Annotated in this window: 22 protein-coding genes; 11 read left to right on the forward strand and 11 right to left on the reverse strand. The window is 63.8% G+C overall.

Translation table 11 applies throughout. The annotated features are described in order from the left end of the window. The first annotated feature begins 163 nt into the window (after positions 1-163). The 4 genes from ACIQLI_RS14495 to ACIQLI_RS14510 all read left to right on the forward strand — a co-directional run bounded on the left by ACIQLI_RS14495 (position 164) and on the right by ACIQLI_RS14510 (position 2,367). On the forward strand, positions 164-457 hold the full coding sequence (locus ACIQLI_RS14495; RefSeq protein ID WP_354227634.1) for a hypothetical protein: 294 nt from the start codon (positions 164-166) through the stop codon (positions 455-457). A 95-nt stretch (positions 458-552) separates the two neighbouring features. Then, positions 553-1,458, forward strand: coding sequence for a tRNA (guanosine(46)-N7)-methyltransferase TrmB (gene trmB / locus ACIQLI_RS14500; RefSeq protein ID WP_400389668.1), 906 nt, complete (start codon positions 553-555; stop codon positions 1,456-1,458). Positions 1,459-1,480: 22 nt separating this feature from the next. Next, on the forward strand, positions 1,481-1,873 hold the full coding sequence (locus ACIQLI_RS14505) for a hypothetical protein (RefSeq protein ID WP_400389670.1): 393 nt from the start codon (positions 1,481-1,483) through the stop codon (positions 1,871-1,873). Then, the gene (locus ACIQLI_RS14510; RefSeq protein ID WP_400389673.1) at positions 1,873-2,367 is read left to right on the forward strand and encodes a type II toxin-antitoxin system RatA family toxin; all 495 of its coding nucleotides are present in this window, start codon (positions 1,873-1,875) and stop codon (positions 2,365-2,367) included. Before ACIQLI_RS14505 ends, ACIQLI_RS14510 begins: the two co-directional genes overlap by 1 nt. An 18-nt stretch (positions 2,368-2,385) precedes the next feature. Here the strand turns inward: ACIQLI_RS14510 and ACIQLI_RS14515 are convergent, their stop codons facing one another. Together ACIQLI_RS14515 and ACIQLI_RS14520 are read right to left on the reverse strand one after the other, a co-directional pair. Beyond that, on the reverse strand, positions 2,386-3,054 hold the full coding sequence (locus ACIQLI_RS14515) for a zf-HC2 domain-containing protein (protein WP_400389676.1): 669 nt from the start codon (positions 3,052-3,054) through the stop codon (positions 2,386-2,388). Further along, on the reverse strand, positions 3,051-3,548 hold the full coding sequence (locus tag ACIQLI_RS14520) for a sigma-70 family RNA polymerase sigma factor (protein WP_400389679.1): 498 nt from the start codon (positions 3,546-3,548) through the stop codon (positions 3,051-3,053). Before ACIQLI_RS14520 ends, ACIQLI_RS14515 begins: the two co-directional genes overlap by 4 nt. A gap of 150 nt (positions 3,549-3,698) precedes the next feature. On the opposite strand from ACIQLI_RS14520, the gene ACIQLI_RS14525 reads away from it, so the two are divergent. Beyond that, positions 3,699-4,235, forward strand: coding sequence for a hypothetical protein (locus tag ACIQLI_RS14525; RefSeq protein ID WP_400389682.1), 537 nt, complete (start codon positions 3,699-3,701; stop codon positions 4,233-4,235). Between the two features lie 120 nt (positions 4,236-4,355). Here the strand turns inward: ACIQLI_RS14525 and ACIQLI_RS14530 are convergent, their stop codons facing one another. After that, positions 4,356-5,303 (reverse strand): hypothetical protein, encoded by a 948-nt coding sequence (locus ACIQLI_RS14530; RefSeq protein ID WP_400389685.1) that lies wholly within the window; start codon positions 5,301-5,303, stop codon positions 4,356-4,358. A 208-nt stretch (positions 5,304-5,511) separates the two neighbouring features. Here ACIQLI_RS14530 and ACIQLI_RS14535 point away from each other — a divergent pair, with 208 nt between their 5' ends. Beyond that, positions 5,512-5,727, forward strand: coding sequence for a hypothetical protein (locus ACIQLI_RS14535; protein ID WP_400389688.1), 216 nt, complete (start codon positions 5,512-5,514; stop codon positions 5,725-5,727). 90 nt (positions 5,728-5,817) lie between these two features. Here ACIQLI_RS14535 and ACIQLI_RS14540 read toward each other — a convergent pair whose 3' ends face one another. Continuing rightward, the gene (locus ACIQLI_RS14540) at positions 5,818-6,666 is read right to left on the reverse strand and encodes a hypothetical protein (RefSeq protein ID WP_400389691.1); all 849 of its coding nucleotides are present in this window, start codon (positions 6,664-6,666) and stop codon (positions 5,818-5,820) included. A 165-nt stretch (positions 6,667-6,831) separates the two neighbouring features. On the opposite strand from ACIQLI_RS14540, the gene ACIQLI_RS14545 reads away from it, so the two are divergent. Then, positions 6,832-10,284 carry a DEAD/DEAH box helicase gene (locus tag ACIQLI_RS14545; protein ID WP_354227617.1) on the forward strand — a complete coding sequence of 1,151 codons (3,453 nt, stop codon included), beginning with the start codon at positions 6,832-6,834 and terminating at the stop codon, positions 10,282-10,284. Between the two features lie 24 nt (positions 10,285-10,308). Here the strand turns inward: ACIQLI_RS14545 and ACIQLI_RS14550 are convergent, their stop codons facing one another. Then, positions 10,309-11,049, reverse strand: coding sequence for an alpha/beta fold hydrolase (locus tag ACIQLI_RS14550; protein ID WP_400389695.1), 741 nt, complete (start codon positions 11,047-11,049; stop codon positions 10,309-10,311). A gap of 73 nt (positions 11,050-11,122) precedes the next feature. On the opposite strand from ACIQLI_RS14550, the gene ACIQLI_RS14555 reads away from it, so the two are divergent. Next, positions 11,123-11,821: a helix-turn-helix transcriptional regulator gene (locus tag ACIQLI_RS14555; RefSeq protein WP_400389698.1), complete on the forward strand. Its 699-nt coding sequence runs from the start codon at positions 11,123-11,125 to the stop codon at positions 11,819-11,821. Between the two features lie 31 nt (positions 11,822-11,852). On the opposite strand, the gene ACIQLI_RS14560 is transcribed toward ACIQLI_RS14555, so the two are convergent. Together ACIQLI_RS14560 and ACIQLI_RS14565 are read right to left on the reverse strand one after the other, a co-directional pair. Continuing rightward, a complete protein-coding gene (locus ACIQLI_RS14560; RefSeq protein WP_400389701.1) occupies positions 11,853-13,028 on the reverse strand; it encodes an MFS transporter in 1,176 nt (391 codons plus the stop codon). After that, positions 13,025-13,687: a GntR family transcriptional regulator gene (locus ACIQLI_RS14565; RefSeq protein WP_400389704.1), complete on the reverse strand. Its 663-nt coding sequence runs from the start codon at positions 13,685-13,687 to the stop codon at positions 13,025-13,027. Before ACIQLI_RS14565 ends, ACIQLI_RS14560 begins: the two co-directional genes overlap by 4 nt. 244 nt (positions 13,688-13,931) lie before the next feature. On the opposite strand from ACIQLI_RS14565, the gene ACIQLI_RS14570 reads away from it, so the two are divergent. Beyond that, positions 13,932-17,420: a discoidin domain-containing protein gene (locus ACIQLI_RS14570; RefSeq protein WP_400389707.1), complete on the forward strand. Its 3,489-nt coding sequence runs from the start codon at positions 13,932-13,934 to the stop codon at positions 17,418-17,420. A gap of 57 nt (positions 17,421-17,477) precedes the next feature. Here the strand turns inward: ACIQLI_RS14570 and ACIQLI_RS14575 are convergent, their stop codons facing one another. The 4 genes from ACIQLI_RS14575 to ACIQLI_RS14590 all read right to left on the reverse strand — a co-directional run bounded on the left by ACIQLI_RS14575 (position 17,478) and on the right by ACIQLI_RS14590 (position 23,519). Beyond that, on the reverse strand, positions 17,478-18,278 hold the full coding sequence (locus ACIQLI_RS14575; RefSeq protein ID WP_400389710.1) for a GNAT family N-acetyltransferase: 801 nt from the start codon (positions 18,276-18,278) through the stop codon (positions 17,478-17,480). A gap of 215 nt (positions 18,279-18,493) precedes the next feature. Continuing rightward, positions 18,494-20,413: a DUF2264 domain-containing protein gene (locus tag ACIQLI_RS14580; protein ID WP_400389713.1), complete on the reverse strand. Its 1,920-nt coding sequence runs from the start codon at positions 20,411-20,413 to the stop codon at positions 18,494-18,496. Further along, positions 20,413-21,564, reverse strand: a complete 1,152-nt coding sequence (locus ACIQLI_RS14585) for a LacI family DNA-binding transcriptional regulator (protein WP_400389716.1) — start codon at positions 21,562-21,564, stop codon at positions 20,413-20,415. Before ACIQLI_RS14585 ends, ACIQLI_RS14580 begins: the two co-directional genes overlap by 1 nt. Beyond that, positions 21,561-23,519 (reverse strand): heparinase, encoded by a 1,959-nt coding sequence (locus tag ACIQLI_RS14590; RefSeq protein WP_400389719.1) that lies wholly within the window; start codon positions 23,517-23,519, stop codon positions 21,561-21,563. Before ACIQLI_RS14590 ends, ACIQLI_RS14585 begins: the two co-directional genes overlap by 4 nt. A 164-nt stretch (positions 23,520-23,683) precedes the next feature. Here ACIQLI_RS14590 and ACIQLI_RS14595 point away from each other — a divergent pair, with 164 nt between their 5' ends. Together ACIQLI_RS14595 and ACIQLI_RS14600 are read left to right on the forward strand one after the other, a co-directional pair. After that, positions 23,684-24,697: a hydroxyacid dehydrogenase gene (locus tag ACIQLI_RS14595; RefSeq protein WP_400389722.1), complete on the forward strand. Its 1,014-nt coding sequence runs from the start codon at positions 23,684-23,686 to the stop codon at positions 24,695-24,697. Between the two features lie 59 nt (positions 24,698-24,756). After that, a complete protein-coding gene (locus tag ACIQLI_RS14600) occupies positions 24,757-26,037 on the forward strand; it encodes an ABC transporter substrate-binding protein (protein WP_400389725.1) in 1,281 nt (426 codons plus the stop codon). Positions 26,038-26,045: the final 8 nt, after the last annotated feature.

Consider the following 26,045-nt stretch of genomic DNA (forward strand, 5'->3'; position numbering starts at 1 on the left):
TTTACCCTGCCTCTGCAGCATCGCGATCCATAGCGTTGAGGGCATGGACAAGACCCCCAAACCTTCACCTCACTGCACTACTTCCGAGCATCCTCTGCCGGCTTCTCAGAAGTCGCACCCGCGGAATTCTCGCCCACCGGGATTGAAGGTAAGCATCTGGAGTTTGGCACTGGCCATCGGGGTGCCCATTGTCTTCATGATCGTCTTCCCCGTGGGGATGCTCTTCATGTTTGGCGCTGAGTCACGCCCGTATGCAATTGCTGCGCACACCATTCTCCTGGTCCCCACCGGAGCTTGCTGGCTCGGGGCGTTGGTCTGTGGCCTGACCTGTCTCAGGCTGGCCAAACACCGCGATGCCGATGGGCAGCGGACCATCGCGTGGATGTTTGGGATCTTCGGGCTTTGTATTGCAGGACTCGAGGGGCTGGTGTTGCTCTTGCTGTTGCTATACGGCTGAGCTACGGCTCCCACCTCGCACGCTGGACCGGTCCCTCCCCATAGCCTCACCGGCCGAACTAACCCGTCCCCCTGAACCAAAGTATTCTGGAAAGGATGAGTGAAAACCCAGATTCCCCGCGACCCGTCACGCCCGGCACCCAGGCCTCCTTCGGTACCTATGGCGGCCGGCCCGTCAGCTTCGTGCGCCGTGGAACCCGTCTGCAAGGTCGCAGGCAGGCAGCGTGGGAAGAGCACGCTGAGCGCTGGGCGATCCAGGTCCCGCGGCACGTCGCCAACACTTCCGTTCACCCTGATTACACTTTTGACGCCGAGGCAGTATTCGGGCGCAAAGCACCCCTGATCGTGGAGATCGGCTCCGGCCTGGGCGATGCTGTGGTTCACGCCGCAGAGCAGAACCCGGACAAGGACTTCCTCGCGGTGGAGGTCTACACCCCGGGCCTGGCCAACACCATCATCAAGATCAACAGCCGCGGGCTGACCAACGTGCGCGTGGTGGAAGCCAATGCCCCGGAGGTTTTGGAGTCCATGCTGCCGGAAGGCTCGGTCAGCGAGCTTTGGGTGTTCTTCCCGGACCCGTGGCACAAGGCCCGGCACCACAAACGCCGGCTCATCCAGCCCGCGTTCGCTTCGGTCGCCGCCAAGGCCCTCAAAAAGGGTGGCTACTGGCGCATCGCTACGGACTGGTCCAACTACGCAGTGCACGTCCGCGAAGTGCTGGCAGACTCCACTGAGTTCGAGAACATGCACGAAGGCGAGCGCAGCGGCGAGGAGAGCCCGCTGACGCAGGTGTGGCAGTCCGGCGTCGAATCCGTTGTGGGCGGCGCCCCGGTGAGGGAAGGCCGCGCGCCGGTCAGCACCGAGCACACTGGTCCGAACGAGGGCGTGGATGCAGAAGGTGGCTGGGCTCCGCGGTTCGATGGCCGCATTCGGACCAGTTTCGAGAACAAAGCCCACGAGGCCGGGCGCATGATCTTCGACCTCACCTACCGCAAGATCTAGCCGAAGGACCTTTGGGGGAACCATGAGCTATCATCCACCGATCGACTACTATCAGCAACCCCAACGCACCGGTCATCGCGGCTTGGGTGCCGGGATCACCAGCATCATCGCAGCCGTGCTCTCGCCGATCGCAGCCGTGGTCAGCATCCCCTTGGGCATCGCAGCCGTCGCATCCGCCATGAGCCGTTACAACGAGGGCAACGATGCCTGGTGGTTTGGTGCGCTGGTCCTGGCGGGGATTGCGGTGGTGCTGGCGATCGTTGCAGTGGTGAGCGGGCTGATCGCCGTCTTCCGTGCCGGCCGCATGAACGCCGGACGCATCACGGGCATCATCGGTTTGGCCATCATGGCGATCAACATCTTCGGCATTGTCTTCATGGTGTTCCTGGTGCTCGGTTCAGGTCAGGGGTTCTGATGCCGCAGGTGCGCGCCGAACGATTCATCCGGTTGGATCCGGAGACCGCCTTCGCCCTCTCCCAGACCACTGGCGCATTCCGGCTCACATGGGACCCGTTCATTTCCGCCCAGGCTTTCCTGGACGGAGCCACGGCCGCCGGCAAAGGTGTGCGGACACGGACGGTCTCCCGTATGGGCCTGACAATGGTCAGCGAATACGTCTCCTACACGCCACCCCGAAACGTGGGTATGACCATGGTGTCCGGGCCGTGGTTCTTTGAAAACTTCGGCGGCGGTTGGCGGTTCACACCGGACGACGGCGGCACCCGGGCGGTCTGGAAGTACACCTTTTCGTGCCGGCCGGCGCTGATAAAGCCGTTGGCCGAGAGGATCGGCGGCTGGCTCTTGGGCCGGGAGATCGAACGCCGGATCGAGGCATTCGCCAAGGCCTGCGAGAACCCGGCGCTGGTGGCCGAACTGCGCGCCCAGGGAACCGGCGTTACAGAGCAATAGATCGCTCGGGAACCACCGCTACGGCACCGAAATCGAAGCCACCGTTTTCTCCGACTCATCGCGGAGCTCAACGCCAGCGATGCCGGCCAACTGCACCGGAGTGGCCCCGGTGATCTTGATCCGGCCGCTCTGAGTGGCCGTCCATCCGCACGTGCGTTCTTCGGCGCCGTCCCGGCCTTTTACCCACAGATACAGGGTGCCTTCCAGCGGCATCGAACGGCCCTCCACAGCGAGCTCAGTGCCCCAGTTCTTTTTCACCATGCCCACCGTCAGCTGCAAGCCGTTGTCCGCCTGAACTGAGTAGCTTGCGTCCGGTTTCGGGGGCTGGTTCAGCAGAGGTCCGGCGAGGAAGCCAACTGCAAGGCAAGCAGCGGCAACCGCACCCACCACAGCCGCCCACCGCCGTCGTGATCTCTTTCGACGGACCGACAGATCCACCAGGACTTTTTCAGGAAGCGCCTCGGGTTCCAATGGTGAGAGCGTGTCCGTGCCCCCAGCGACCGTGAGCGCGACAGCGTCAGCCCGGGGAACGGCGTCGAGCAGTGCGGGCAGGCTTTCAAGCTCTTCCAGCTCACGGCGACACTCAGCGCAAGTGGCAAGGTGGTCCTCGAACGTACGGGCTTCGTCTGCCTCGAGCCCACCCAGAAGGTAGGCGCCCAGCAACTGGTGGACAGAGTTGCCGGTCATCGTTCCACCCCCATTTCATCAAGGATTGTTCGGAGGGCTTTCACAGCATAGAAAGCCCGGGATTTCACGGTTCCGGTCGGGATGTTCAGCTGCAATGCTGCCTCGCTGACGGTGAACCTCTGGTAATGGAGGGCCACCAAAACCTGCCGGTGTTCGTGGCTGAGCCGGAGCAACGCTTCCTCCATGAGCACTCGGTTCAGGAGCTCGTCCACGCGTTCGGTGGCCGCGTGGTCCGGGAGGTCCTGTTCACCGGCTTCGAGCGGGCGACGCTGCGCTTTCCTGTAGTTGTCGATAATGACGTTGCGGGCCGTCCGGAAGAGGTAGCTGCGCAGGCTTCCCGTGATCTGCGGGGCGTGCTGCCACACCTTGAGGATGGTTTCCTGTACGACGTCGTTGGCTTGGTGGGCGTCGGAGGTGCAGCTGAGAACGAAGCGTTTCAGGGCGGTGCCATGGTCGCGGTAGATCGCCGCCACCACGTCCTCGTCCAACGGCATGGCCACCTCCCTCACTGTTTTCCTCCGGCCCCTCGCCTATACGACGACGCGCACCGGTAAATGGTTCAGCCTTGTGAACCATTCTTCCTCCACCGGCGTCGTAGGGGTTAGCGCCGGTCTATTCCGGCCGGCTCGTCAAAGGAGCTAGACATGAAGAAACGACTCTGTTTTGGATTCGGTGCGTTGATCCTGACCGCCACTCTGGCGGGCTGTGGCGGGAGCCCCGGGACCAGCACGACAACTCCGACCGCAGCTATCTCCTCTGCGGCCCCCACCTCGGCTTCGCCAACTTCGGCTTCCACCACCGCTGCCGACGGTGCCGACATGAAGGTTGCGTCCTCCAGCGCAGGCCAGATCGTGGTGGACAACAATGGCATGAGCCTCTACTTCTTCACCAAGGACGTCAAGGACTCTGGAACCAGCGCTTGCGTGGACGCCTGCCTCGTGGCGTGGCCGATCTTCACCACGACGTCGGACGCTCCCACTGTTGATGGCGTCACCGGAACGGTGGGAACCATTGCCTCGCCGGACGGAAAGAAGCACGTGACGCTCAACGGCATGCCGCTGTACTACTACGCCAAGGACAAGGCTCCCGGCGACGTCACAGGCCAAGGCGTGGGCGGCGTCTGGTACTTGGTGAGCCCGGCCGGGGAGATGATCAAGGGCGCTGCGGGTTCGGGCTACTAAGGCGCTGCGCCGACGGTGCTGCGCCGCGGGTGCTGCGCCGAGATCGCGGGAAACCTGCGATGTCGCCGAAAGGTTGCGTGCGAACATGCAGGGTTCCCGCGAACTCACGAGTCGACCGCATCACCCGAGCGCACGAAGGATGCGCTCCTTGAAGGCACGCTCTTGAAAAAGGTCCTTCCATTCGATCCGGATAAACCGCCAGCCCTCCTCGACGAGTGCCTTTTCCCGCCGTCGTTCTTGAAAGATGACTTCGTCTGTCGGATTGAAGTCGAAATACTTGGTGCGGCCATCGAACTCCAGCGCCAGTTTTTCCTCTTCCCAAGCGAAGTCCATCCGATGACGACCTAAACGGGACTGCACCTCGAATTGTGGCTGCGGAGGCTTGATGCGCAACCTCTGCATCAGCTCACGGGTCAGCGTCTCACCAGCAGACTCGGACCGCGGATCCGCGTTGGCCAGGGCCTTGCGAAGCGTGCGGACTCCCCGCTTTCCGGAGGAGGCTGCCGCCAGGTCTGCAAGTGCGTTAATGTCGGCGCCGACGCGCAATCCGTGGTCCATGATCACCAGGGCTTTCGGATAGCTAAGCATTCTGGCGCAGTCGAAGATGGTGCGGTCCAGTGTTGTCGCCCGCAAACCCTGAACTGGCACAACATCATCCTCAGTGAAGCTTTCCTTGTGTCCCCGAACATCCTTGCCCCAGCGGTCCGAGGATGGCCTGGCACGGTGCAGGATATGAACCTTGTCGTCCACGCCCCATACGAACAGGCCGTGGAGCCGTGCCGCAGACAAATGGCTATAAATGAAACCGCCTGTGGACGTGGTCAGTGTTCCGTGAGCATGGGCAAAGATCCGTACTCGGGCCCGCCTCCCAGGACCCAGGGCATTCCATTTGTCACTCCTGATGTAGCAGCCATATCTCAAGCGATGAAGTTCATCGGAGTCCACTAGTTTCTTGATGCGCCGACTGTTAAGACCGAAACGCAGTAACTCGTCGGTCCTCCACATGTATCCATGCAAAGGAAGTACTGAGGCCTCTGTGCTGTTTTTGTGCGTTGACGGTGTGTTCATCGGTACAGCTTGGCCACCATGGACCACGGGCCGGAACGGGCATATCCGGCTATGTGGACAGTGCGGCGCCGGGAACCCGGGAATGCTGCGAATTCGCCGGAGTTTTGCGCACGCCGCCGCAGTTTTGGGGCGTATTCGGGGGCCCAACCCCCAAGCCAGGCCGATCCATGGGTCCGCTAGACTGCAGGCTACTCACTGGGGAGAGAACATGACACAGGACATCAGCAGCAAAAAGACGCCGACCTTGACGTTCCTGGGGGTGCAGGAAATCGCGTGGACTCTGGGGCTGATTGCCATGATCGTCAACACGACAGAGCGGGGTCTGGACTGGATCTGGATCGGCCTGCTTGTCTGCTGGCAGGCAACCATAGTGTGGGGCTTCGTCAAGTTCCGCCGCGCCAGCAGCGCAACGCCCAAGACTTAGAGCACCGAATTCGCTGGAAACACCGCGAGACCGCTGGAACGCTACGGCGAACCCGCAGCGTTCCAGCGATCTCGGCGAGGCGAGGAAGACTTACGCGTCCGCGAATTCCTCGGACTCTTCGAACTCTACGGCCGCGATGATTTCCTTGGTCTCCGGGTGGATCATGAAGGCCTCGTCGTCGTCCTCGATCATGAGGTAGTCGCCGTGGTCGGTGGAGAAGTGCCAGGCGAGGGTCTTCACGCCGTCGTGCTCGTAGTTGGGGTCGCCCATGGTGATCTTTTCCAGGGCGTAGCCGGCCACGTCGCACAGTTCGCGGATGATGACCTCGAACTCGGGGGCATTGGCGAGGGCCTCTTCGTCAGCTTCGGCCTGGCGTTCGGCGAGGTCCGGAATCAGTGCGACGCGTTCGGCGATGTGCGCTTCGATTTCTTCGTCGGTCAGAACCAGCAGTTCGGACTGGTCGCGGAGGTAGGCCGCGTTGAGGTCGATGAGGTCCTCTTCCTCAAGCAACGCTTCAAACTCGCCGTCGAGCTCGTCCAAGGTAACCACTGAGGAAGGCGGCGTTTCGGACTCGTCCAGTTCGCCGTCGAGGTAGGCCTCTGCTTCGTCCTCGGTGAGCGCATCGAACGTGGCCACGGTGCGGTTGAAGAGGTCCAGGTGGCGGGTGGCACCCATGGCTTCGAGGCCTGCGCGGACGTAAGCATCCACTTCCTCGCGTTCCGGTGCGGTGAAGACGTACTGGGCGAAGCCGCCGGACAGTGCCTGGGTCAGGTAGAAGTCCACAAAGAAGCTGTTGAGCGCAGCGGGTGCGATTTCGTCGCTGTTGAGGAGCTCCTGGTACATATGGTTCACGACGTTGACGTTGGAATCCACTACATCCGCGTTGCCGGCTTCGAAGCTGGTCTTGTTCAGGACGACGGGGTACTCGTTGGTAGTCATGGGAAATCCTCACTGCTGAAAGCTGATGGTGCTCCGGACACTTTCAACGTACGCGTGGGAGCGGCGCGGCAATCGAGGAAGAGGTTAACGGAGGGCGAAGTTTGGGAGCCGTTTTCTGCTGACTAAGATTGAGCAGATAACCTCCTGCCGAAAGTAGCCCGACGCATGCCGTCCCACACAGACGAAACCTGGGAACTGGCCATACAGACTCCTGCCATTAACGACCGCTCCCTGGCGGCCGGACTGGCCTATGCCATGGGCAGCCGCGTCAGCGGGATTACTTTCGACGCAGCCACGGGCCTTCTGATGGGCAAGATCCGCGGGACCGGGCCGCAGCCGTATTCGACGTCGGCGAAACTGGTGCGCAAGCCCAGCGGCTGGAGCTGCACCGTGGGTATCTGCAGTTGCCCGGTCCGCAAGGATTGCAAGCACGTGGCCGCGCTGCTTTTCACAGCCGAAGACCACCCCACCATCCGGGCGCAGCTCCTTTCCCAGGCGCCCGGAATTCAAACCTCACGGGTCGGCTCGGGCCAGCAGGGCGGCAGCGCCCGTCCTGCCTGGGAACAAGCCCTCAACAGGCTCATCACGAAGCCAGGTACTGCTCCCAGCGCGGCAGGCATCCAGCTCGCCCTCCAGTTCGAGGTGGAAGAGCCCGCCGCGCACTTCTCCTACACAGGCCGCCGCGACCCCATGCGCAGCGTCCGCCAACTCAAGGCCCGTCCCGTCATGATGGGCGCCAAGGGCAAATGGATCCGTGGCGACGTCTCCTGGAACAACCTCAGCTATGTCAGCTTCCGGCGGGAATTCAACGAGGTCCACGTCGAATGGCTTCAGACTTTCCTCGCCGCGCACGGTTCCAGCAACGGCCGCCAGCAGCCGTCGGGGGCCATGTGGTTGAGCCTGAACGACTTCGCTGCCAAGAACCTCTGGACCCTCCTCGCCGACGCCACCAAAGCCGGCATCCCCCTCATCCACTCCGCTGGGAGCGAGCCAGTCCGCGTGGAGGCGCAACCCGCCGTCGTCGGACTGAGTTTGGCGCGTCTGGACGCCGCCTCGGACGCTCAAGCGGATGCGCACGACGGCGGCCTGCAGCTGGCGCCGTCAGTCACCGTGGGCGGGGAGCCCGTTGACGCCGCCTCCGTGGGCTTCCTGGGCAAGCCGGCCAATGGCATCTTCTTCACCCATTCCGGGGATATCCTGCCCGGAGTTCCGCAGCAAAAGAACCTGATCACCCTGGCCCCTATCGAGGGTGGCATCACTGACGAGCTCCTGGAATTCGTCATGGACGGCCAAACGCTTCAGATTCCTGCCGAGGATGAGAGCCGCTTCCTGACCTCGTTCTACCCCAAATTGCGACAGTCCACGCCGGTGCAGGCCGCCGACGAATCGGTGGAGCTGCCCACATTGGCGGTTCCCACGCTGTCCCTGCTGGCCAATTACGGCAACGATCACAAAGTCCGGCTTCACTGGGAGTGGCACTACAAGTCCGGCACGCTGGTCACCGCGCAACCGCTTTGGCGGCACCCTGACGACCGCGGCTACCGGGACGATCCTGAGGAAGCCCGCATTCTTGAGTCGCTTGGCCGGCCGTGGGATGTGGTTTCGGCGTTGGCCGAGTCCGCCACCGGTGGGTGGGGCGCTCCGCGGCTCGCGGCGTCAGCGGAATTGGGCGGCTTGGACACGCTGGCGTTCACCGAAGAAGTCCTCCCGGCGTTGCGGGAACTGCCCGACGTTGTGGTGGAAACGTCCGGTGACATCGCGGACTACCGTGAAGCTGCCGAAGCTCCCGTGGTGTCCATTTCCACCAAGGAGACGGCCAGCGGCGACTGGTTCGACCTCGGTATCGTCATCACGCTCGAAGGCGAGCCGGTCTCCTTCGCGGCGGTGTTCTCCGCCCTCGCGGCCGGGATGAGCCGTATGCTGCTGCCCAGCGGAGCCTACTTCTCTCTGGATCTGCCAGAGCTGCACCAGTTGCGCGCGCTGATCGACGAAGCCCGCTCCCTGCAGGACAACCCGGACAACAAGGACGGCACCCTGCAGATCAGCCGCTTCCAAGCTGGTCTTTGGGACGAGCTGGCGCAGCTCGGGATTGTGGACGAACAAGCGGCTGCGTGGCGCGAAGCCGTGGGCGGATTGCTCGACGACGGCGTGACCGGGCTGCCGCTGCCAGCCGGACTTAACGCTGAGCTGCGTCCGTATCAGCTCGAAGGATTCAACTGGCTCAGCTTCCTGTACAAGCACAGCCTCGGCGGGGTCCTGGCCGATGACATGGGCCTGGGTAAGACCGTGCAGGCCATTGCGCTGATCTGCGCGGCGAAGGACCTGGCTGCGGAGACGGCTGCTGCAGCACAGGGTGACTCTGCTGAGGTGACTCCGCGTGCTCCTTTCCTGGTGGTGGCACCTACCAGTGTCGTGAGCAACTGGGCCTTGGAGGCGCAACGGTTCGCTCCCGGGCTCGTGGTGCGGACCGTCGGTGAAACTTTCGCCAAGAGCGGCCTGTCCCCTGTCGAAGCGTTGGCCGGTGCCGACGTCGTTATTACCTCCTATGCCCTGTTCCGCATTGACTACGATGCTTACGCGTCGTTCCATTGGGCCGGGCTCATGCTGGACGAGGCGCAGTTCGTGAAGAACCACCAGTCCAAGGCGTATCAGTGTGCGCGCAAGCTGCCGGCCAGGTTCAAGCTGGCCATCACCGGCACGCCGCTGGAGAACAACCTCATGGAGTTCTGGGCGCTGACGTCGATCGTTGCGCCGGGGCTGTTCCCCAGCCCCAAACGGTTCGCCGAGAACTACCAAAAGCCGGTGGAAAAGAACGGCGACTCGGCGCAGCTGGGCAAGCTCCGCCGTCGTGTCCGTCCGCTGATGATGCGCCGCACCAAAGAGCAGGTCATCAAGGACCTGCCGCCCAAGCAGGAGCAGATCCTGGAAGTGGTGCTGAACCCGAGGCACCAGAAGGTTTACCAGACACACCTGCAGCGCGAGCGCCAGAAGATCCTCGGCCTGATCGACGACGTCAACAAGAACCGCTTCACCATCTTCCAGTCGTTGACGTTGCTGCGGCAGCTGAGCTTGGATGCATCGTTGGTGGATTCGTCGCTGTCCGGTGTGCGGTCTTCCAAGCTCGACGTGTTGTTTGAGCAACTGGAGGACGTCATTTCCGAGGGCCACCGGACACTGATCTTCAGCCAGTTCACGGGATTCCTGGGTAAGGTCCGCGAACGCCTGGAGGAAGAGGGGGTGGAGTATTGCTACCTCGATGGCAGCACCCGGAACCGCGGCGACGTGGTCAGTGAGTTCAAAAACGGTGCCGCTCCGGTGTTCCTGATCTCGCTGAAGGCCGGTGGCTTCGGGCTCAACCTGACGGAGGCCGACTACGTGTTCCTGCTGGACCCCTGGTGGAACCCCGCCTCCGAAGCCCAGGCCGTGGACCGCACGCACCGCATTGGCCAGGCCCGGAACGTCATGGTCTACCGGCTGGTTGCGAAGGACACCATCGAGGAAAAGGTCATGGCGTTGAAGGCCAAGAAATCACAGCTGTTCGCAGATGTGATGGAAGGTGACGCGTTGGCCGGTGGCTCGTTGACGGCGGACGACCTGGCGGCGTTGTTCGCGGAGTGACCTCCGCGAACAACGCGCACTGGCTTAGTCGGCTCGTGAGGAAGCTGTCTGAATGACCTTGGCAAGGTCGCGGGGGCGGCTCCACATGGGCCAGTGCCCCGTGGGGAGGTCAACGACGTCGAGATTCCCGATGTTCGCGACTTCGGCAAACATGGCATGGCCTGCGTGGGCCAACTCCAGCACCTGCGCGCCAGGGATCGAGCAGCACACCATGGTGGTCCGGACCTGGCGACGGGCCTCGTTCATGAGCTCGACGGGCTGACGAAGCACGGGGCCGGGCTCGGGGACCGCCCGGGCACGAAAACGCTCGAGTGCTTCTGCGCTCAGGCCTTCGAGGCTTGCCTGCTGCGCGAGGACTTCGAAGGACGGCAGCGGAAACTCGTCGACTTCTTCCGGGAGATCCGGGGCGAAGGCGCTCCCTGTCGCCAAAGGGCCGGAGTCGACCCACACCACCCGATGAACAAGTTCCGGGTGTCGGTCCAGGACAAGGCTGGCAGGGGCGTTCGCCCCACTATGAGCCACGATGGTCGCGGGCCGATCTTCGGTAACCCCAAGTCGAGCAAAGATGTCCAGGACCGCTGCAGCTTGGTCCTCGAGGGTCTTCGCAGCCCGCTCAGGATCGTCCCCATCGAGTCCAGGGAGCGTCACCGCAACTGCACGGAAGTGGTCGGCTTCCAGGTGTTCAAGGACTTCATCCCACGCCCAAGCGCCCAGCCAGTGGCCGGCGATGAGGATGATGTCCGGACTGTTTGTAGTAGTTGTCATGTCACTAGCCTCACAGGCGCTGTGGACAAGGGTGTGTCACTATTTATGTCATGAATTTGATGCGGGCTGAAAAGTGAAGCGTGCAGAACGCCTCCATGCTCTTTCCGAGTTGCTGCGCCGCAGCGGAGCCAGGGGGGTTTCGGCCGAGCGGTTGGCGGGAGAGTTCGAGGTATCCGTGCGCACAGTCAAGCGGGACCTGGATGCGTTGGAGAGCAGCGGTGCGCCCGTATGGTCGCGCCCAGGACCTGGAGGTGGGTACGGGCTGGCTGGCGGCGCTTCCCTGCCGCCTGTCAGCCTGTCCCCGGCTCAGGCCGTAGCGCTCATGGCAGCCGTGTCCGCTGCACCCGACGCCCCTTATGCAGATCTGGCAGCAGCCGGGATCCGGAAAATCGTAGACGTCCTGGATCCCAAGACCAGGGCAAGAGCCGACGAACTGGCGGGCCGCGTCTGGGTGAATGCGGCTCCCGCCTCTTCGCGCACCATCAGGTCGGCTCTGGAGGAGGCGATGTCTGAGCAACGTGTCCTCCGCATGCGCTACACCTCGGGAGATGGGAGCACCACCATCCGCGACGTCGAACCCGTGCTGTTCGCCTCAATGAATGGCCAGTGGTACTTGGTTGGATGGTGCCGGCTTCGCGACGCCATGCGGTGGTTCGTCGTGTCCCGCATTGAGCGGGCCAGCGTCACCAAGACGCCTTGCAGCGGCCATACCATCCAGGAGGTCGGGGAACCTCCGGCGAACGCCAGGCCTGTGCACGGTCGGGGCGTGTGAGTCGCTCAATCAACCTCCCAGGTCAGTTCAGTCAGTCGTCCAGCCGCACACCGCGCAGCAACAGCATGGTCCCGCCCACGGCAACCGCGGATGCCGCGAATACCCCGGCGGCACCGAGCCCTACCGCCACCACGCCGATGACGCTGGGCAGGACTACTTGGCCCACCCTGTTCCCGGCAAGCCGCAAGGCAAGCGCCCGTCCGCGCTGGCCTTCCGGCGCTTGGGCCGAGAGCCAGGACATGGTCAGGGGTTGGCCGATTCCCAGCCCCAATCCGAGGAACGCCATCACGACGAAGAGCAACCACTCGGGCATCGGTATGGCGGCCACCCCCAGGGCAGCTGTGGAGATGGCCAGGCTCAGGATCAGCAACTTCATGCGCCCCAGCTTGCGGGAGACGCTGCCGAGCCCCAGCCGGGAAACCATGGAAAACACGGCGCGAACCGTCAGCATCAGGCCCACGGTTGCTGCGGTCAGGCCCCGCTCCGCGCCCAATGCCGGCAGGTAGACAACGGTCAGGTCCACCACAGCCAGGACGGTGGCGCTGGTAGCCAAGGCACGGACCACTCCGGGTGTCCGGAGGAGTGCGGCCGCGCTGCCCTTGGTACCAGTGCCCTTGGGCGTGCGCCGGCCCCGGCTGACCTTTGAAGAGATCACGAACGTGGTCAGGAACATCACCAAGCTCATGGCCGTAGCAAGCAGGAAGATCGCCTGCGTGTTCGGGCGAACGGAAGCACCGCCCACCACGGAAATCGCCAACGGTCCCAAGGCCTGGCCCAGGGACGCGGCGAAGGTCAGATACCCGAAGGCAGAATCCAGCCGCGACGATGCGGCGTTGTTCGCCACCACCGCCTGCTGCCCCACCACACAAGCCAGCTGCCCGGCACCCAGAAGCGCTGTTCCCGCTACAAGCGCAGGGACTGACGTCCCCCAGAACAACAGAAAAGCTGAACAACCCAGCACGACGGCGGCCCCGACCGCCATGAGCCGACGCTCACCAAGTCGGTCCACCAGCCCGCCGATGGGCAGGGCGAGCAGCAGGGGAAACACAGCGTAGCTGGCGGCGAGCAGGCCAAGAGCGAACCCGGGAACATCCAATTCGAGTGCGCGGTACGTGGTGGCCGGCCGGACCAGGAACGTGACGGCCTGGATGAGTGTCGAGTGGATCAGGAGGGCTGTAGACGAACGCCTTCCGAGTTCGCCGATCATTCGACCACGAGGCCGGAGCTGGAGATGACCCGCAAGGTTTCATCCCGTGCGCCGATGACGTGATCGAAGGCGACCCTGGCTGCCTTTTCCGCGTCCTTTGAAGCGATCGCTTCGACCAGGAGCCGGTGATTGGCGAGTGCTTCGTCCCGGCGTTCGGGGGCGTTGTTGGTGAAGTATCGGTAGCGCTCAACCTGGCTGGCGATCTGCTCATGGAAGCGCTGGGCCCAGGAGTTCCCGGCGATCCTTGCGATCGAAGCATGCAGGGCAACCCCGTACTTCATGGCCTCGTCTGCGAACTCCACCATGGCAGCGTTGCGTGCCAGTAGTCCGCGGAGTTCTTCAGTGTCATCGGCGGTGGCGTTGGCGCAGGCCTCGCGTGCCATCAGGGATTCCAACGCAGCGCGAACATCGTACAGCTCGGAAATCACCTTCTCATCCAGCGCGGGAACCAAGACTCCTCCAGTGGACTGCTGTTCCAGCAGGCTCTCGGAAATCAGGCGGCGGATGGCTTCGCGAAGGGGCGTGCGGCTGACTTGCAAGGCCGTGGCCATGGCGGGTTCGTAGATGCGCTCACCCGGTTTCAGCTCGAGGCTGAGAATTCTGCGCTTCAACTCGCCGTAGACAAGATGAGCCCCCGTGTTTCGTGGTTGTTCTGCCATGCCCGCCTCAAGGAAAGTGTACTTGTATACATCTATACAACCATGAGTCGGCGCAAGGCAAAGGTGTTACATCTGTGACCACTTCTGACTGACCACGAACGAGCCTGTTCGAGTGCCTTGATGCCATGTAAAGACCCTCATAGTCTCGGCTTGCCCGGACTTCCCGGAAACCGGGCAGCACCCGATGAAACCCCGACGATGAGGTCCACCCATGGCGTTTTCCGCGCGAAGAATCCGAAGGCCAGTGGCAGTACTGGCGGCAGCCGTCACAGCAGCCGCCGGCCTGGCACTCATGCCCGCAAGCACACCAGAAGCACAAGCCGACGACGCAACAGCGGTCACCATCACCCCGAACCCCGCCACCCGTGGCGAAGCGTTCGAAGGGTGGGGAACCAGCCTGGTGTGGTTCGCGAATGCGACGGCGGGCTACTCCCCCGAGCTGCGGGAGGAGCTGTACCAGAAGGTTTTCGGGGAGGACGGACTCAACCTCAACATCGCCCGCTACAACGTGGGCGGCGGCAATGCATCAGACGTAGCCAACTACCTCAACGATGGCAGCGCTGTGGAGGGATGGTGGAAGCCTGTGGCTGAAGCGCAACCCGGCCAGCCGGCGTCGAACCTTTACAACCCGGACGGAACCGTGGACAAGACGCAGGCCAACAAACTCGCGTTCTTGAACGAGTGGGATCCGGACGACCCCGCCTCCTACAACCCCGACGCCGACAAGAACCAGCGTTGGTGGGTGGAACGCCTCGCAGCAGACCAGCAGATTACCCACTGGGAAGCCTTCAGTAATTCCCCTCCGTGGTTCATGACCAAGAGCGGCTACGTATCCGGCCAAGTGAACACCGCCAAGGGCGAGAATCTGCTGCCTGAAGCGGAAGCGAAGTTCGCCGCTTACATGAGGAACGCCGTCGAGCTCCTCGAAAAGGGCAGCGGCATCACTGTGGACACCATCGATCCGTTCAACGAGCCAAACTCGGGCTACTGGGGTACGGACATCGACGCCGCCACGGGCAAACCACCAACCTCCTACACGCAGAAGCAGGAGGGCGCGCTGATCTATCCAGCCGCCCAGGATCGCGTGACCAAATTGCTGGCCGCGGAACTCGAAAAGGGCAGCACGGACGCCGTCATCTCCGCGATGGACGAGACGGATCCCAGCAAGTTCATGACCAACTGGAACGGCTACAGCCAGGAAGCCAAGGACGCTGTTGCGCAGCTCAACGTCCACACCTACGGCACCAACGATCGTCGTCGGGTCCGCGACCTCGCCGGTTCCACGAACAAGCCGCTGTGGATGAGCGAAGTGGGCGGCTTCTGGACCGGCAACCCGGCACTCGGCGACTCCACCAGTGGCTGGGACCGCTCCAACATCACCAACGGCCTGGGCATCGCCGGCCGCATGGTCAACGATCTCCGTGAGCTCGACCCCAACGCGTGGGTCTTCTGGCAGCCTGTGGAGGACACGTACAAGCAGGAGAAGGCAGACAAGGGCTGGGGCTCCATCTACATCGACTTCGACTGCAACTACGAAGGCCGCGAAGGCTTCTCCAACCGCCGCATCAACGATGGCGCCTCCCAAGAGCAAGCCAAGTGCAAAGTCCTGACCAACCAGAAATACAACACCACCAGGAACTTCACGCACTACATCCGGCCTGGCGACTTCCTCATCCAGAACGACAACGCCAAGACCGCCAGCGCCCTCCGCGCCGACGGCAACGGCGCAACGCTGGTCCACTTCAATGACACCCCGACGCCGGAAAAGGTCACCATCGACCTCAGCCGTTTCGGCTCCATTGCACCCGGCGCCAGAGTCACTCCCGTGGTCACCACGAAGTCACCTCTGGATGACATCGAGAAGAACGCACTCGTCAAGGGCACGCCGGTGTCCGTGGACACCGCGGCCAAGTCCGCCACGCTTGAGGTTCCTGCCGCATCAGTGGTGACGTTCGTCGTCGACGGCGTCAGTGGAGTTTCAGGGGATGCCGCACCTGTGCAGGACGGCCACAGCTACCACCTCAGCGGTGAGGCGAGCGGGAAGTACCTGACCGGTCGTGCAAACGGAACGGCCTCCATCGAGGAACTGGGCACGGACGCTGCTGGGGTGGCTCCGCAGATGTGGACGTTCAACGCCGTGGATGGCAAGGATGAGTTCGCGAACGATCGCCGGTGGGTTGTTTCCAGCGCGGACGGACGGGTCCTTACCGGCAACGGAGGGGTGTTGAACGGAAGCCAGTCCGGTGCCGCTTCATTGTCCGCAATAAGCCTGGACCAGGCCAAAGCGACTCCCTCTGCACAGTGGATAGTGACCACTGAGAACGGAAAACAGTGGACTCTGGTGAACGCCGGCGCCGCGATTGCCCTGCAGGTATCAGGCAACCAGACCGCCGCTGGAACGTCTGTGGCACTTGCTTCATCTACCGGAACCACCGCGACCGCTTCGGCCAGCCCACACCAGGCGTGGGCTTTCACGGACATTGCAGATCTGAAACTCCTGGGTGTCACACCCATTGAACTGAGCACGCTTACGGGCGTGGCACCTGTCCTCCCTTCTACGGTGACCCCGCTGTATGAGGCGGGACCGGGCAAGCCGCTGGCTGTGACGTGGTCCTCAGTTGATCCGTCTGTCTGGCAGAAGGAAGGGAAAGTGACCCTCCGGGGTTCCGGTGTTGACCCGTATGGGCAAACCTTCGACGACGCGCTCCTCACTGTGACGGTTGGGCAGTACGTCGCCACAGATCCCGCATCCGTGACAGTTGGTGTTGGTTCTACGGTGGCTGCCGCTCAAGCTGCTGCACCTGCTGCCGTCCCCGGACAGATCGGCGACGGGCCCGCCCGCAACCCGATTCCTGTTACGTGGGACTGGGCTTCGCTGTCTGACTCTTTATTGCAGACGGTTGGCTCGGTAACGGTTCCTGGTAAGGCGGGCTCACTGTCCGCGACACTCACCATCGTGGTAGTGGACCAGGTTCCCAGCAGCAACATCTGCAAGGACGACCCCACCACGGCCGCGACCGCCAGCTACACCGAAGGCTCCTACATCGCGAAGAACACCTGCGATGCCAACGCCTCCACCCGCTGGTCCAACTGGGTGAGCGGCGGCCGTGCGGGTGACAGCCTGAGCTACGCCTTCAGCCGCGACTACACCGTTTCATCCGTTACTGTGACGTCCGCGGAGAAAGCTGCGGCGAGCCTCAAGGTCCAGTACCAGGATGCCTCCGGAACGTGGAAGGATACTTCGGCCGGGACCATCACTGGGCTCTCGATTTCTGCGCCCACGACAGTTCGCTTCGACCCCGTGCCCACCCGCGGGATCAGGGTTTCGTTCGTGACCACGGCGTCGTACACCAAGATCGCCGAGGTAGCCATCGAGGGTTCACGTTTGGCTGACGCCGGACTCGCCGACCTCGGCCGGCTCCTCGTCAACCAAGCATCCGTCGTCGGATTCGCCCCGGGGACCACCGACTACCGGGCGTTGACCGCGACGGCGATTCCCGCCGTCGTCGGCTACCCGCTGGACACGAACGCGAAGGTGACCGTCCAGCAGCCCACCGCTGAGAACCCGACGGCGGTAGTCACCGTGACAGCGCCGGACGGCACCACGAAGGAATATCGCGTCACTGTTTCCACCGGCAAGGACGCGTGCAAGAGCGATGGCTGGAAGACCAGTCCGTCGCCAGTGTTCACGAACCAGGGGCAGTGCGTGAGCTACTTCGCGGCTGGGAAGTAAGGCTCCTCGGAACAGTTCGGGTCTCCTCCTGCTGAGCGCGGGAGGGGGCCCGAACGTTCAGTCACGCACCCAGCGGTACGGCGTGGTCGTGGAGACCTTGAGCAGCCCGGAGCGTTCCAGGATTGGCCGCGAGAATTCGGTGGAATCGCTGTGGATGAGGGTCTTCCCCATCCCGAGTGCGGCCTGCGCGCGGCGGGCCGTCAATGCCCTGTAGATCCCCCGGCCTCGCCATTCTTCCCTGGTGGCCCCACCCCAGATCCCGGCGAAGGCCGTGCCGGGAACTGGTTCCAAGCGTCCGGCGCTGACGATCTGACCTTCGGCTTCGGCCACCCACAACTGCATTCCGTCATCGAGGGAGAGACGGCGCAGCAGGGCATCGGCCATCTCATCGGACACCGGCTCGCCAAAGACCTCATCCTGCATGGCGCTCATGGCCCGCACGTCTGGTTCCTCCGTGACCTGCCGCAGGGTCACGCCGTCGGGGAGTGGAACAGCTGTGCTTAAGGCCTGGGCTTCACCGATCATGATCGACTCGGGATCATCCTGGGTGAAGCCGTTTTCGATGAGGGCCTCGTGCAGACCCGGTGCGTGGTCATGCCCGCGGGATTTCCATTCGACCCTGGTGATGTCAGGTTCTGCCCGGAAGTAGGCCACTGCCTCAGCGACAAGCCGCTTGACGGTCTGCGAATCCGCGTCACCGAGGTCCTGGTACGTGACGAAGCCCCGCCCCTTCATGAAGGTCACCAATCGCACGGGCCCGTGCTGGGTCACCTTGAGGGCGCTCGGGGTCTCGGCGTCGGTGCGGAGGTCCCGGTCATAGGCCGCGAGGAAGCGTGCTCGATCATCAGTTTGGCTCATCCCGCGAGCCTACTGCAGGGGTGGGCTCGGTGGACTGGGGGGACTCGCCCGATTCGATGGCCCGCTGCACACAAGAGGGTAGGAGCCGTCTAACCCGCAGCTAGACGTCGAAACGGGCGGGCTGTCACGCTCTACCCCACCTCAGAGCGACCCGGTCAGGTGTCCGATTCGATGGCCCGCTGCACACAAGAGGGTAGGAGTCGTCTAACCCGCAGCTAACCCCCGAGCCGGGCACCCCACAGCCGGGAGAGGTCCACGGAGGTGCCGTCCGGGAACACGAACCGACCATCCCCCAGGCCCTCCCCTTCCCCGGCAACAAACGTGACACCCGCATCTGCCGAAGCACCTCCGTCACCGGCGAGGACGACGACGGCGGCATAGTCGCCGTCGTGCGCGGTGCCCGAGGTGCCCACCCAGGGAATGGTGAGTTCCGAACCCATGGGGTGGGCCCCCGGGCGGGCAAACGTCCCGGACGAATCCAACGCCACACCGAAACCTGGCACCGGAAGCACAGAGCCCACCACCGACGACGCAGCATCCACCGGCCAGCCGCCGATCCGGAGCGCACCACCCGAGGATAAACCGGAAGCCCCGGAAACACGCACCAACCTCAGCTCAACGGCCCCCCGCGTCACCGAAACCACCGTGACCGAGGGCCCGGGAGTCGCAACCCCGGCCACCCCGCTGCCGTGATCGGGCCCGGCGTCGGGGTCGGGTTCGATCCAGTGCGCGGTGAACCGGGAAGCTCCCACCTGGACCCCGCCCTCGGAGTGCGAGCCGAGGTACTCAAAACCCGTCCGATGCGTGAGCCGGCCAGCTGAATCAACGAACGCCACGCCATTGTCCACCGACTCCGGCGTGAGGTCCGGGAACGTGTGCGTCGAGTACCCGATCCTCGCGTACAGCGGCGAGTCAGCCACCACAGCACCGGCAACGGCGTGATCCGTGGCATGGTTCCGTATCCGGACCACGCCGTCGGCACGGGTCCCATCCACCTGCCATCCCGGAGCAGCGATGAGCCGCTGGGTGTCGGCAACCTCCACGGGGAGCGGAGCCTCTACGGCAGTCCACACCCGGTGATCCGCGGGCAGCGCGAGCCCGAGCATGCCCTTCGCCGCCCAATACGGTGATCCCGCGCCGGAGTAGGCCTGCTTCATGCCCGCGAACTCGCCGTGCCAGCCGATGGACAGGAGCCCATCGTCGGTGATGGAGCCGTGCCGGGCAAAGTAATCGAGCATCCCGGACGCTGCCCGGCGCGCCACACCCGGCGAGAGCCGCGTGTGCCCGGACAACTCCCCTACCCAGAACGGCGCCGCGGCCGCGAACCGGTAGATCAGACTCCGGCCCTGAATAAGCGGAGCACCGTTCGCGCCGACAAGGAACGCGGCGTCGTCCAGGAAATCAGCCAGCCGGTCGCCGTCGAGCGTTTTGCGGGCGGCAACGCGTGGATCATGAGGGGCCATCAACGCCCAGAGCTGCGGATACACCTGGAACGCCCAGCCCACGTAGTGGTCGTAGGCACGCTCGGGACCGTCCGCGAACCAGCCGCCGCCCCGGTACAGCGAGTCGTGGATGGCGAGTCCGGCGTCGATGTCCTCGTCGGAGTACCGGCCGCCAACGGATGCCAGGAACGTCTCCACCACAATCTGGAACCACACCCAGTTGATGGGCGGATATTCCTCGCCGATCACGGTCTCGAACCACGCGATGAGCTGCTCCTGCACGCGTTCGGGCAGCTTGTCCCAGAGCACGTCGCGGGTCAGCGCCAAACCAACAGCCAACGACGCCGCCTCAACCTTCGCCTGCCCCAGCTCACCAGGCGTCGGCCACCGGTCCGGGTTGGCAGGGTTGGTTCCGGCGTCGAGACCTGCGGCGTACCACTCGGCGATCCAGCCGGTGTTCAACGGGTCGCCCGCCATCCGGAACGAGGCCAGCAAGAACGTCCGTGCGAAGGCCTCCAGCGAATCACTTCGCGGGCCGTAGCGGCTGTTGGCTCCGGGCAGATGGATATTGGCGTGATCGTCGGTGCCAAACTGATGCGCCGAACGCAGGAGGTGATCCGCGTACGCACACCAGTGCTCGCGGGTCAGGCCGGTGAAGGGGGAAAGCCTGTGATCCAAGGGTGGCAAGAGCATCAGAGCGAATCCTCCAGGACGACTCCAGCCAACCCCCGCGGTGCGCCGACGGAGGATTCCCGCACAATCAGCTCGGGGTTCAGGTCAATGCGATGCACAGGGCGCATCCTTCCTTCGGCCAGGCGCGCAGCCATGAGCTGCACCGCAACCTTGCCGACGTAGCTTTTGGGTGGCCGGACCGCGGAGATGGCGGGCTCGGCAAGGTAGGCAACTTCGTCGTCGTATCCAACGATCGCCATGCTGCCGGGAACATCCACGCCCCGGTCCACGCAGTGCTGCACGAACGCCACAGCCTGGGTATCAGAGTGGACCAGCATGGCCGTTGTTCCGGTGGAACGGCACAGGTCCAGGACGTGATCGAAGTGTTTGGCGCGATCGCCGTTGTCCAGCTTGGCCGAGTCCTCGTGGATGGACTTCTCCAGCGGAATCTTGAGCGCGGCAAGGGCCTGTTTCCAACCGCGGACCACATGCGGGCTGGTGGGACTGGTGGAATCCGTGAGGCATCCGATCATCCGGTGCCCCTCCTGCCACAGGTGCCGCACGGCCATGCCGGCGCCAAACGAGTGATCTGTGGCGACCCACTCCAGACGATGCGCGGGGATTTCCGACGGCGCCCGCCGTTCGGCCAGGATCACCGGAATGGGCAGGGCATTGAGCCAGCGGAGCAGCTCCTTGCCGTGCTCACCGCCCATATCGGGCGCCACGATCAACCCGTCGATGTTCTGCGTATCCAGCAACGCCTGGACCTGGCGGCGGTTGTCGGCAGCGTCGTAGGCGGAGCCACGGACCAGGATGCGGAGATTCTGCGCTTCGGCCTCGCCGCGCGCCCCGGAAATCACCTGCGGCCAGTAATAGTCCAGCGACGGAACCACCATGCCGATGGAGTAGCTGTGCGCGGACTGCCGCCCCACAGCCACCGAACGATCCAGCGGGCTGGGCAGCGTGGCGCCGCCATGCACGCGGGACACGAGTCCTTCGTCGGCGAGGGTGTTCACATCACGCCGGATGGTCAGCTCACTGACGCCCAGTTTCACGGCGATGTCGCGCACAGTAATGGCACCGTGCGCCCGCAGCTCCTCCATGAGCCGTTCACGCCGTTGCAGGGAGAAGAGCGACTTGCCGCCCGCTTCCGGGGTCTGTTCAGAACTCAAGGTGTTGCCTCCACTGTGAGGGTAAACGCGCCCGAAGCGCGGTTTTCGGCGGGCATACGGAAACGGATCCGGGTCAGTTTTTCTCCCCAGATGTCGCTGAGGAGAGGGTCGTCGAGGTGCCATTCGTCCACGAGCACGACGGCGGTGGCCGGCTTCCAGCGCAAGTGCAGTCCCACGGGGCTGCTGACTGTCGGAATTCCGACAGAGGTGATGGTCGCCGTCGCGTCTGTACCGACGCTGACGGTGCCGGCAACCAGATAGGTGATGTCGACGTCGGGCGCTGCCTCGGGCGCCTGTGCGGGCAGGTTCCAGCGGTCGTCAATGACCACGGACCCCAGCCCCCGATTCATGAGCGAGGTGCGGATCCACTGCTCAGCGTGGTCCAGTCCGTAGGCCGCCCCCAGTCCAAGGGCGAGAGTCGGTTCCTCGGCGGTGGGCTCCTGGAGAACGGTCGCCGCGAACGAAGACCCCGTCCCCTGCTCCAATCCGAAGGGCGCCGGAACGCTGTGCCAAGCACTCTGCATGGCCCGAATCCGGTACCGATCAGGGCCGAACGTTTGCGCGGTGTACGTGGGCTGGCCGGCGTCGACCAACAGGGGCACGCCATCCACGGCGACCACCACTGACCCCACGTCGCGGTGGTTGTGGTGCTCGCCGTTGTGTCCGCCCTTGGCCGCGAGCGTGAGCCCATCGGAGGATCCCGGACTTTGCCGCGCCACCATGATCTGGACCGACGGCAGGTACGTCCCCCAACTGACTGGCAATAGCGGTTGTTTTGAGGGCTCAGAACAACCACTAGTGCGAGCTAGTTGGGTGAGGGAGGTGAGGACGCGGCCCAGGCCGGCGGCGGCGTTGGGCTCGGGTTCGACGGCGGCAAAGGCGGCCGCGTGCGCGGCGGCTTCGGAATCCCCCAGACGGACAGCCCAGCGGTGGAGCATGTCCCACGGGAGTCCGTCGTGGGCGCGGGCGGGCCCGTCAGCGACGTTGACGAACCAGCGTCCGCCAAGGTGCATGCGGTGCGGGAAAGCGACGAGGGCGCGGACTACCGGCAGGTCAGGATCGAGCACACCGCCGCTGGCCTCCTCCAGCAGGGCGAGGCCTTCCAACGCACGGCCGGCCCCGTTCCACCAATAGGCGAAGCCTTCGTCGATGGCACCGTCGGCGGGAATGGAGGCGAGGAAACGGTCCAGGCCCTCAATGCAGCGTGCAATAACCGCCGCCTGCTCATCAGGGTCATCAACCAGCAGCAATGCCGCGGCGATGATGTTCGAGTGAATCCACGGATTCCAGTTATGAACGTCGCCGTCCAACCCCAGCCAGTGCCAGTCGAGCCGGTCCAAGAACGGCCGGATGACCCGTTCCTGTGTCTCCAGACGGATACGCCGGCGCAGGCCGGGAGCACGCTCATCAAGGGCAGCACCCAGCACATGGTCCAGCCACGCGAGCTGCGCCACCACCTCCCCGGCGCCGAGATCCAGATACGGCCGGGAGCGGTCCGGGACCACGTCGCCACTGCGGGTGAACACGTCGTCGTGCGCGGCCCAACTCCACGAACTCTGCTCGCAGAGAAGGTAGGCACCGTCGATCACCTCGTCAAGCCACCCGTCGTCGGGGACAGGATCAGCAACAGCAGCCATCACGACGGCGCGCGTCAGTCGCTGCTGCCGTCTCGCCACCAGTCCCTCGTACGCCGTGCGGTTGCCGTCGCGGAAGTAGCGCGCGTAGTGGGACACGAGTGGTTGGGACCAGGGACTCCCCTTTTCTGCCGATGCTTGGGCGCGCAGTTCCGCAAGGGGGCGGTCAGCAGCGCGCTGCCATCCGGCGTCGGACGCTGGACAAACGGTGAGACGGTCCCGGGCGCCGCGGAGCGACGTCATCAGGGAGGCCACATCGGCGCACGAGCCCCAGGCGGTGAGCAGGGGTGGCGCTTCAACGGCGGCGGTGCCGGTTGCCATAGGAATTCTTCTCTCATTTGTTCGATCTTGAATGTTTTAGATCAAGTTCGATTGAGTTGAATGAACTGTCTTGTTTATGAGTATGTACTGATTATTAGATGTGATGCAACACATAAATCACGGTCGAACAGGCCGCCGAATATTTCGAAGGGAGGATCCCCTCAATGTCGCTCAAGCCCCAGGCACTGCTGGTCATGAATAGCGGAACCTTTGCTGACCAGTTCGATTCCACGCGACTGGAGCGGCTGTCCGAAATGGTGGATCTCGGCGATCAGCCGTGGACGGATTCCCTGGACGCGCCGGAGCTGACGGGTCGCTTGGAAGAGGTGGAAATCCTCCTCACCAGCTGGGGAGTGCCGCAGCTCAACGCTGGGCGTTTGGAGCGCATGCCCAAGCTCCGGGCAGTGTTCCACTGTGCAGGAACAGTGCGTAGCTTCGTCAGTGAGGAACTGTGGGATCGCGGCATCACCGTCACCAACGGCGCCGACGCGAATGCGATCCCGGTGGCCGAGTTCACTTTCGCTTCGATCGTCCTGGCGGGCAAGAAGGCACATGTGCTGGCCAACGACGCCCGCACGCACCGGGAAGACTGGAGCTACATCGGTGATCGCGGCGAACTGGGCAACATCGGCCGGGTGGTAGGCGTCGTCGGGTTCTCCCGCATAGGCCGCCGGGTGGTGCAACTGGTCCAGCAACTCCAGGACGTCACCTGCCTGGTCAGCGACCCGTACGCCGATCCGTTGGATGTGGCGGCGGCCGGTGGCAAGCTGGTCACCCTCGAAGAACTCCTGCCCGTATCTGATGTGGTCACCATCCACGCACCCGCCCTCCCCGAAACCCGCAACATGATCAGCACGCCCCAGCTCAGCGCCATGAAGGACCACGCGACGCTTATCAACACCGCCCGCGGTTCGCTGGTTGACACGGAAGCCCTCGAAAAAGAGTGTGCCACCGGTCGAATCACTGCGCTGCTGGACGTCACGGAACCCGAGCCGTTGCCGGCTGGGTCCACCCTGTACGACCTTCCCAACGTCATCATCACCCCGCACATCGCAGGTTCGCTCGGGACTGAAACCCGGCGGATGTCCGATGCCGCACTGGATGACCTTGAACGGTACCTCGCCGGCAAGGACCTCCTGGCCCAGGTAGTCCATGAGGACCTCGGCCTTAGCGCCTGAACCCAAGCACCATGAAGCCGCAGCTGCGGCAGACTTAAACCCCTACTAAGGAGAACGCAATGAAGCGCACAACCCTCGCCGCAATCGCCCTTGCGGTGACTGCAGGGCTCGGACTCACCGGCTGTGCCGGCGCTGCCGGTCCCGCCGAACCGCAGGCGGCCGAAGGCAAGACCCGGCTGACTGTCTCGGTCTGGAACTACGAGGGCACCCCGGAGTTCAAGGCCCTCTTTGACGGCTACGAGGCCGCCAACCCCAACGTGGACATCGAACCCGTGGACATCCTGGCTGATGACTACCCCCAGAAGGTCACCACCATGCTTGCCGGCGGCGACACAACTGACGTCCTCACCATGAAGAACGTCATTGACTACTCCCGCTACGCCAACAACGGCCAACTGCAGGAGATCAACAGCGTGGTGGACAAGGTGGGCAAGGACAACCTCGCCGGCCTGGACGCCTTCGACATCGACGGCAAGTACTTCGCTGCCCCCTACCGCCAGGACTTCTGGCTCCTGTACTACAACAAGGACCTGTTCAAGGCTGCCGGCATCGAGGAGCCCAAAGACCTGACGTGGGAGAAGTACACGGAGATCGCCAAGAAGCTCACCACCGAAGCAGGCGGCAAGAAGACGTACGGCACCTACCACCACATCTGGCGTTCCGTGGTCCAGGCCATTGCGGCAGCGCAGAACGGTGCTGACCAGAACAGCGGCGACTATGGCTTCATGGAGGACCAGTACAACACCGCCTTGGACCTCCAGAAGTCCGGCACCACCCTGGACTTCGGCACCGCCAAGAGCCAGAAGACCAGCTACCGCACCATGTTCGAGACCGGCCAGGCTGCCATGATGCCCATGGGCACCTGGTACACGGCGGGCATCCTGCAGGCCAAGAAGGACGGCAAGACCAACGTCAACTGGGGCTTGGCTCCACTGCCGCAGAAGAACGACGACGGCAAGGTCACCACGTTCGGTTCGCCCACGGCCTTCGCCGTGAACAAGAACGCCACCCACTCCGATGAGGCCAAAAAGTTCATCGAATGGGCTGCCGGTGAAGAGGGAGCCAAGGCCATCTCCAAGATCGGCGTAGTCCCGGCCCTGCAGAACGAGTCCGTCACCGCAGAGTACTTCAAACTGGACGGCCTGCCGACCGACGAGCTCTCCAAGAAGGCTTTCGCCCCGGATGAGACCGCCCTGGAAATGCCCGTCAGCGACAAGTCTGCCGCGACGGACAAGATCCTCAACCAGGAGCACGACCTCATCATGGTCGGCGAGCGCTCCGTCAATGATGGCCTGGCCGAGATGGGCAAGCGCGTCACCAGCGAAGTCCTGGGCAAGTAAGGCCAGGC

Source organism: Paenarthrobacter sp. NPDC091669 (assembly GCF_044756725.1).
GTDB lineage: Bacteria > Actinomycetota > Actinomycetes > Actinomycetales > Micrococcaceae > Arthrobacter > Arthrobacter bambusae_C.